10 protein-coding genes and 1 pseudogene are annotated in these 7,382 nt (G+C 47.9%); 1 reads left to right on the forward strand and 10 read right to left on the reverse strand.

The genetic code is table 11. From position 1 onward, the window contains the following. The first annotated feature begins 767 nt into the window (after positions 1 to 767). The gene (locus PLA23_RS08430) at positions 768 to 1,790 is read left to right on the forward strand and encodes a tetratricopeptide repeat protein (protein WP_324474852.1); all 1,023 of its coding nucleotides are present in this window, start codon (positions 768 to 770) and stop codon (positions 1,788 to 1,790) included. Between the two features lie 63 nt (positions 1,791 to 1,853). On the opposite strand, the gene PLA23_RS08435 is transcribed toward PLA23_RS08430, so the two are convergent. The 10 genes and pseudogenes from PLA23_RS08435 to PLA23_RS08480 all read right to left on the reverse strand — a co-directional run. Next, positions 1,854 to 3,176 carry a PKD domain-containing protein gene (locus PLA23_RS08435; RefSeq protein WP_324474853.1) on the reverse strand — a complete coding sequence of 441 codons (1,323 nt, stop codon included), beginning with the start codon at positions 3,174 to 3,176 and terminating at the stop codon, positions 1,854 to 1,856. Between the two features lie 196 nt (positions 3,177 to 3,372). Continuing rightward, positions 3,373 to 3,729: a DUF3467 domain-containing protein gene (locus tag PLA23_RS08440; RefSeq protein WP_324331275.1), complete on the reverse strand. Its 357-nt coding sequence runs from the start codon at positions 3,727 to 3,729 to the stop codon at positions 3,373 to 3,375. A gap of 5 nt (positions 3,730 to 3,734) precedes the next feature. Continuing rightward, positions 3,735 to 4,259, reverse strand: coding sequence for a hypothetical protein (locus tag PLA23_RS08445; RefSeq protein ID WP_324474854.1), 525 nt, complete (start codon positions 4,257 to 4,259; stop codon positions 3,735 to 3,737). 66 nt (positions 4,260 to 4,325) lie between these two features. Next, entirely contained in the window at positions 4,326 to 4,616 is a 291-nt protein-coding gene (locus tag PLA23_RS08450) for a hypothetical protein (RefSeq protein WP_324331271.1), read from the reverse strand. A gap of 232 nt (positions 4,617 to 4,848) precedes the next feature. Continuing rightward, positions 4,849 to 5,022 (reverse strand): hypothetical protein, encoded by a 174-nt coding sequence (locus tag PLA23_RS08455; protein ID WP_324331269.1) that lies wholly within the window; start codon positions 5,020 to 5,022, stop codon positions 4,849 to 4,851. Continuing rightward, positions 5,015 to 5,575, reverse strand: coding sequence for a hypothetical protein (locus PLA23_RS08460; RefSeq protein ID WP_324474855.1), 561 nt, complete (start codon positions 5,573 to 5,575; stop codon positions 5,015 to 5,017). Before PLA23_RS08460 ends, PLA23_RS08455 begins: the two co-directional genes overlap by 8 nt. Before the next feature lie 20 nt (positions 5,576 to 5,595). Next, positions 5,596 to 6,099: a hypothetical protein gene (locus PLA23_RS08465; protein WP_324474856.1), complete on the reverse strand. Its 504-nt coding sequence runs from the start codon at positions 6,097 to 6,099 to the stop codon at positions 5,596 to 5,598. Between the two features lie 218 nt (positions 6,100 to 6,317). Then, positions 6,318 to 6,725, reverse strand: a complete 408-nt coding sequence (locus tag PLA23_RS08470) for a hypothetical protein (RefSeq protein ID WP_324474857.1) — start codon at positions 6,723 to 6,725, stop codon at positions 6,318 to 6,320. After that, positions 6,722 to 6,898 (reverse strand): hypothetical protein, encoded by a 177-nt coding sequence (locus PLA23_RS08475; RefSeq protein WP_324474858.1) that lies wholly within the window; start codon positions 6,896 to 6,898, stop codon positions 6,722 to 6,724. Before PLA23_RS08475 ends, PLA23_RS08470 begins: the two co-directional genes overlap by 4 nt. Beyond that, positions 6,895 to 7,382, reverse strand: a pseudogene (locus tag PLA23_RS08480) (hypothetical protein); the annotation flags it as partial. The pseudogene PLA23_RS08480 and the gene PLA23_RS08475, both read right to left, overlap by 4 nt.

Genomic DNA, 7,382 nt, shown 5'->3' on the forward strand with positions numbered 1-7,382 from the left:
GCACCCGCGAACCAAACAGGATAACATCATCAGGATGAAAAAAATCGATAATTTTAAAATCGATAATTTTTGGAAGTATTTCTGATCGGAAGACCTCGATAACCGGATCATTCATGAATAATTCCCCTCCGGATACATTACGTTAAATACATTCTGTGCTTTCCTGACCCGGTCCTTTGCGATTGATTCAGAGTAATACTCACACGGAATCACTCCTGTCAATTGATTGTTTTCTGGTGTCAAAATATTATTTAAAAAAATGGTGGCAAATATGAAAATCTCCCCCGTTTTTGCGTGCTATGTCCTACCTAAAGACAGGTTAGAATAAGGGAATCACATCCTAAAGACATAGTGAAAGGAATACGATATCATCATAGATAAATTTAAAGAACCGTTTTCCTGAACGCGAGGTTATTTGGGTAATACGTTACATCTTCAATCTCGAAATATAAAACCATAACAGATTTTATTCAGCGTGACGCGTGCTTTAAAATACTTATCAACATTCGATTTACTGTCCCTGTAATATCACAGGAAATGAGTATGTATGGTAAAACCAAAGGATATCGGATTTATCATCCAGGTAAATATTCCTGAGTACTTACGGTCAATACTGATCAACAACCGGTGAGGTGAGATATGAAATGGGCTAAAGCTGACTTATAGTGCTTTTTTCATATTCTATCCACATGTAATCTCTCAATGACACCAGGAGTATAATTTTCTCTGATAGAAAGAACTATCTCAAGCAAGATATACATGAGGATATGAACTATTCAGTATTTCATATCATTCTCTCCCTTTTCTTGTTTGGAATCTGTATTCAAGCCATATTTGCAGATGAAACTGCTGATGAATGGTATGAACAGGGCAATACGCACTTCAATAAAAGCGAATATGAAGAGGCATTGCAGGCATATGACAAAGCATTCCAGCTTAACCAAAATTTTACTGCTGCGTTGATATCAAAAGGAATTACGTATCAAAAACTTTGTCAGGGCGAAATCGCTCTGGATACTTTGACGAATGTAGTTGAAACGCATCCGGAAGATGCGGATGGATGGTTTGCTCTAGGTTCTCTCTATTTTGAGCGCGGTAATTATACAGAGGCTGCAGATGCCTTCCGGCAGGCTATCGTGATCAGACCTGCATTTCGTGATGCGTGGAATTATCTTGGTAACGCTCTCTTCGTCAAGGGGTTATTTACAGATTCAGCCGAAGCATATCAAAAAACATTAGAAATTGATCCCCAGTATGAAAATGCCCGAGACGGAGTGAATATGACCCATGAAGCAGCTCAAAATCCCGCAAAAGGATGGAAATATATCGGTGATTACCTGTATGGTGAAGGAAAATTCACGGAGGCACTCCATGCCTATAACCAATCCCTCTTCATCGACCCGGCCTATGTTGCTGCTCAGACGAATCTTAATACCACCATCAGTGCACTTTTGGATCCTGAAAAGGCGATGTTGGGCCCTCCAATATTCTCGCTCATGTTCGGAGATTATGATTCGGCCCTGAAAGGATATGAAAAAGTTATTTGTCTCTACCCGGATTCATCTGATGCATGGTCAGGTATGGGTCTGGTATTACAAAAAATAAAGCACTATACTGCAGCAGAACATGCATACCAGGAGGCACTACGACTCAAACCGGATGATGACAAAATATGGAAAACTTTTGGAGATTTGTTACTCATAATGGGAAAAGAGAATGATGCCAGAAACGCGTTTGATCAGGCACAATCTCTGCAATCCGGCAAACACCGAAGTCAGGGAAATCCTTAAGGCACCCTTTCATCATTCGGGTACATTATTACAGGACCAGACATACATCAGGAGAGGGGGTTTTTATTTCTTACCCACACCCGCTTTGATCATCCCTTCTTTCAGCGCCATACTCTCTTCTGCACGGTCTCCCACATCCCCCGTTCCGGATACCTGGCCGGGTGTCAGATTCAGGTGAGGAATACTCCCTGCCGACTGATTCCACCCCTCAAAAAACCATTTCCATGCATCAGGATCCTGTGCGACCATTTCAGCAAATCCTGGTGAAAGATGAGCACTCCCGGAAAGAGAAGGGCGGATCAGCGTTCCGTTCCCGTCTGCTCCGGTTTCTCCGTTCCCCACGCTGATCGTTCCGGTAACGGTGCTGGATCCGGCATCATTGACGACCATGAGCGAGACCTGGTATGTTCCCGGTCGTGTATACGTATAGATCGGACTGGTATCAGTTGAATAACTCCCGTCATCGAAGTACCAGAGCCTGAAGGCTGGATCTCCAAGGGATTCATCAATAAACCGTACCATGAAGATATCCGATGCCTCAATGATCTCAGCAGTAAACGTTGCAACCGGCAGGGCCGGATCGGTCACCGCTGCTGACTGGGACAGCACAAGCGGACAAGGCGGCTTTATCGTCGGTCGTGGTGTCGGGGTCGGGACCGGGGTTGATGCAACGATATAATTCTCCGCGATGAACGTATCAGATCCGCCTGCATTTGAAGCGGTGAGTGATACCGGATATACCCCCGGACGGGTGTAGGTGTGATACGGATGCTGCCTGGGTGAATAACTGCCGTCACCAAAATACCATGCCCATGAGGTCGGCTTGTCTGATGAGGTGTCAATAAACAGAACTGTCAGCGGGACCGGTCCGGTTGTCGGGGTACCTTGAAACGATGCCACCGGCGGGTATGTCCCGGATGTCGGAACCGGAGCAGGAGTAGGAAGCGGGTTTTGTGCCTGAATCAGACCAGGGACAAATGTCCTGTTATACCCTGCACTGTTGGACACCAGGAACCCGACCGGATACACCCCAGGAACGGTATAGGTGTGCACGGGGTTCTGCTCATGGGAGGTTCCCCCATCACCAAAGTACCATCCCCAGAGAGTCGGGTTTCCGGTGGAATGATCGGTAAACTGAACGGTCAGAGGAACCGGTCCGGTTGACTGGTTAAGCGAGAATAATGCGACCGGAGGTGCAAGCGAACCGGCTGGTGTGGTATCAGCTGACGATACGATACTGCTCTGTCCTGTGGTATTGTAATATCCGGATTCAGATATGACCGGTGAGATGATCTCAGAACCGGCTGCAGTGCATATACACAGAAGTGTTATGCCCAGAATGAGCAGTATACAATATGGTGTAAGACCTGTGTTTGTGAATTTCATAAAAAGCCCCCCGTTTCATATATGAGCAGATGGTCATATATTTATAATTCTTAATAAATATTTTGTGAGATATGAAAATTATAATTGTACGGGCAATTTCGTCTGGATTTATAAGACGAGAGATCAATAGCCCCGTATTACCGGGGAAATGCCAGAAAGAGAAAATGTGGATCCGATGATATCCTGTCACGCCGGTTTATTTTTGATTTTTTGCTGCCGGACGATTTGACCGGGTATTATCAGAAACCGGAGTATATGTCTCCATCTCACCATCTGAATGAACCTTATCAAGGAGTTTTGATAATGATTCGGCTAATTTCTGCGCTGCTGCATGAGACATGTAGATTCTGGCGCCTTTGACAACATTCTTCCCATCTTTTCTGAGTCCGGGCATTTCAAGAAAATCAATTGAGACATCCCGATGAGAGACCTGAACATATGCCATGTTTGAGTATGAGCTGTGGGTGATATCCAGATTCAGATCCTCCGGTTTATATGCATATAACGCATGAAGATCGATAGTTTCCGGATTGTTTTTCTCAATTTTCTTCATCCATCTTACACCCCTTCTGCAACCACAGACCCGTGTTTGTGGGGTTCACGATCCGGGACAATCCCCCACATGGCAGGGGAGGCAGTAGCACTTGCAAGTGGTTTATCCAGTTGCTCCAGGTGTTTATGGTAGTAATCCAGAATTGCCATATCCATACACCGGGTTTTGTCCCGGTCATCCAGCAGGGCATACGAAAGGAGTGACAATGCAATAAACTTTTTTGACTCTACCACTACCCGGTAGACCGGGTGATGGGAATCTTTTGACACATTCTCGATCAACCCGAGTTGCACCAGTTTTTGTAATGCGTCCCGGACTGTTTTTGGTTTTCTTCCCGTCATCTCTTCAAGATATTTCGGGCGGTAATGCATGGTGGGATCGGCAACAATCTCTTCGATTATCTGTGCCAGTGCTGAGTTCCCAAATAATCCCCCATAGGGAAGGTTTAAAAAAACCTCAAGATTTTCAGGTAATTCCTGCATTGTTCTCTCTGACATGGTATTCATCCCTCCTGCAATATGAGGTGCCACATGACACCCTCTCTGCATACGATTAGCATTGGAATGTAAAAAAATGATCTGATTCAGTACTATAATTTACAGATCAATCCAGTGCCGGTGATGAGGTACTTCGAGATTGTAGTGCATCATCCATTGATCAGCCCATACCATATCCTTCAATACAATGACCTTGTTTCCGCGTGAAAAATACAGTGCGATTCGTTCCTCTCCCATCTCTTTTATGAACCATTTTGCTTCAAATCCGTTCTCGGTACATTTTCGCCGGCAATCGGCCGCACTGCGTAAACCGCCACGTTTTTTGAGCCAACCTAAAAATACAGCCCCTTTCTCTTTCGGATCCGGGCCTTTCGGGACAGATGTATTCATGATATCGTATAATACCCGGTATGAATCAGATCACAATGAATATGAAAAAAACGGTTTCAAAAAAGAGCCGGGTGTATCGGTTCTCCGAATACCCCGGTTTTTTAGCCTGCTGACATCTCATTCATCCTCCTCCCGGCTGTCATCATCATCATCATCCTCATCGTCAGGAGGAGCGAGCCAGTCCGCCTCTGCCCGGAAATACCCGGGGGGATGGGTATCATCCTGAAACACCTTACTTCCCCCGGCACAGGAACGGATACCTGACGGTTACATTCCCTTCCTCATCGGATCTGACCAGTGAGACTATCCCGGCCTGATCTGCACACCGTACCCAGATCAGGATCGTGCATACACCATTGATTAGCGATATGATTCCGCATCCTGCGGCAAGAACCAGTTCAATCATCCGTTTCCTCCCCGAATACGATCTCCCCGGTGACATTCATGGTCCCGGCACTATCTGACGCATGGGAGACGGTCCGGTTCCCGTCAGCCGAATTCGCCCTCATGAGAAGGATACCGGTTCCATTCACGACTGAACCGGCAACCGTCCTGTCTGACAGGATTCGGTGTGAGTGATAGTCACCGCTGGTAAAGAGGCCATGCGTTGAGATATCATCATGGCGACCTGTTTTCTGCCGAAGGCCGGTAAAGGTGCAGGCAGGATCCCGTGTGGTCTCATTCTGTGTCTGACCCGAATACTCATCTATCCCCATCGGTCCGGTTGATCTGCCTGATACGAGTGCGGTGATCGCATCTCCGATAGAGAGGGTGCGGTTTACCACTGCACTCTCGGTGGTAAACAGGTGTGCTGTATATGACCTGGCATCGCTTATGACCGAGGATGTGACCCAGGTTGCCCCTGAACAGACGATGGATGATGAGAGCGAATCCGCACAGGTCAGACCGACGGGTATGACGAGGACCATTACTCCCAGAGCGACCAGAAGCTTGTTCATCCTCTCTCCACACAGCGGGATCAGGCCAGTTCACTGACCGTATCTGCCCATGCCTCAATCGCATTCCGGATACTGTCAGATTCATAACTGGAGAGGGTCACCTTGTCCCGCCTGAAGTTGACATTGTACAGTTCTCCGTTTGCTGCATGACATTTCAGGGTAATACTAAAGGTATCATCCGAACTGTCATGTGAGGGCGTGCCGCCCATCGCCGTCGCAATTGCATTATTCCCAAGGATGGCTGCAATCGCGGTATCAAAGGCACCTGGTGCCGGTGACCGGACCGATATCCTCCCGATCTGCTTTCCGTCGTTATTTTCATAGATGACTGCCCCGGAATAGGACTCAGCGCTCTTTGTCACTGCAGGAACATTCTCTCCCCCTGACAGATAGGGCGTGCATCCCCAGGGATTATCGGCGAGAATACTCCCGATGATGGTGTTTGCAACCGCCTTTCCTGCAAGAGGGGTTGCAAGAACCCGCTCTGATGATCGTACTACTGATTTTGCGACAAAATCTCCCATGTTCGATTCCCCTGCCGTGTGCACACCGGCACTATCAGGTAGCAGGGGCAGGGATAAAAGATACCGGACAGATTTTGTACATGAGATGTTTTGTGCCGTAATTTCGAAAATATCCGAGGAAAGAAACACTCCGGCAGTCATACCGGTGAACATATCATCAGTTCCGGCGGCATTCAGAAAAAAATGGGGATATGATCAGAATTTTACACCGCATGATTTCACACACCGCATGATTCCATTTCTTTTGGTTCGGAGAGGGAGAAAGAGACATCCATTTCAGATTTTGTTTCTGTTATTCTCTCAAATACGGGCGCTTTTCTGTGTTTTCCTGACAGAACCATCTTTACCCGCTGTACCGGGGTTACATACACTCTGTTTCCAATGGAACAATACAGTCCCTTCCCGCTCTCAGACAGCCATGCAGCACCGGCAATCCCACCATCAGGGCCGGTTATAGGAGATTCTCCAAGACCAAGTATTACTGTCCGCGTGTCTGCAATGCTGATGGCAGAGCATCCCCGTCCGTCGATTCCTATCCGGAGCGTGTCATTATCCAGAAACATCCTCCCGCACAGGATAAACGGATTTTTCCTGACGGTTCGTGTTCTGACGGTAAACGGGTTCATGCAATCCCTCCGCTCTCCAGCGGGCACCGGTCAAGATACGAGGGTGTATGCCCGGCAAGTCCGCAGATCCTCCGTCGTGCCTGTTTTTTTGGATCTCCCCGGATCAGATACCGGTCCCAGAGGAGATGGGGGCATCCTTTGATGGCACAGATCCCGGTGGACGGCCGGTTCATGGGATGCACGAACTGCCCCCGTCGGACTTTTCTGACTGCTCCCGCAGATAACAGGCGTCACACAGGCCAAGATGTGATGCATGATCATACCAGACCAGCGGGTTGGTTGCACAGACATGACACGTTCCTGCATCGGCATGCAGTCTGACCATCTGCTCCGTGCTGATAAGACCGGGAAGGGGGATGATGGATGCAACATGTCTGCTGACCGCTTTGTTGTAGCAGCCGGCACACAGATATGCCGGTTCTTCCCCCTCCTTCAGGGTCTTTTTCCGGTACTGGACCGGCGTTCGGCCACAGTGATGGCAGGGTCCTTTCTTTGGCCAGCCTTCGATCCGGATGTAGTCATCATGTCTGATGGTTGCAGCATTTTCTGCATGGTTTCTGCAGTTTTCTGCAGTGATCCGACCTGTTTCGTTGCCCGGACCGGATAACGGTGACCATATTGCAGAGTTCACGGGTTCATTTTCTGCAGCCTGGTCCG

The sequence above is a fragment of the Methanospirillum sp. genome, assembly GCF_035406105.1.
Taxonomy (GTDB): Archaea; Halobacteriota; Methanomicrobia; order Methanomicrobiales; family Methanospirillaceae; genus Methanospirillum.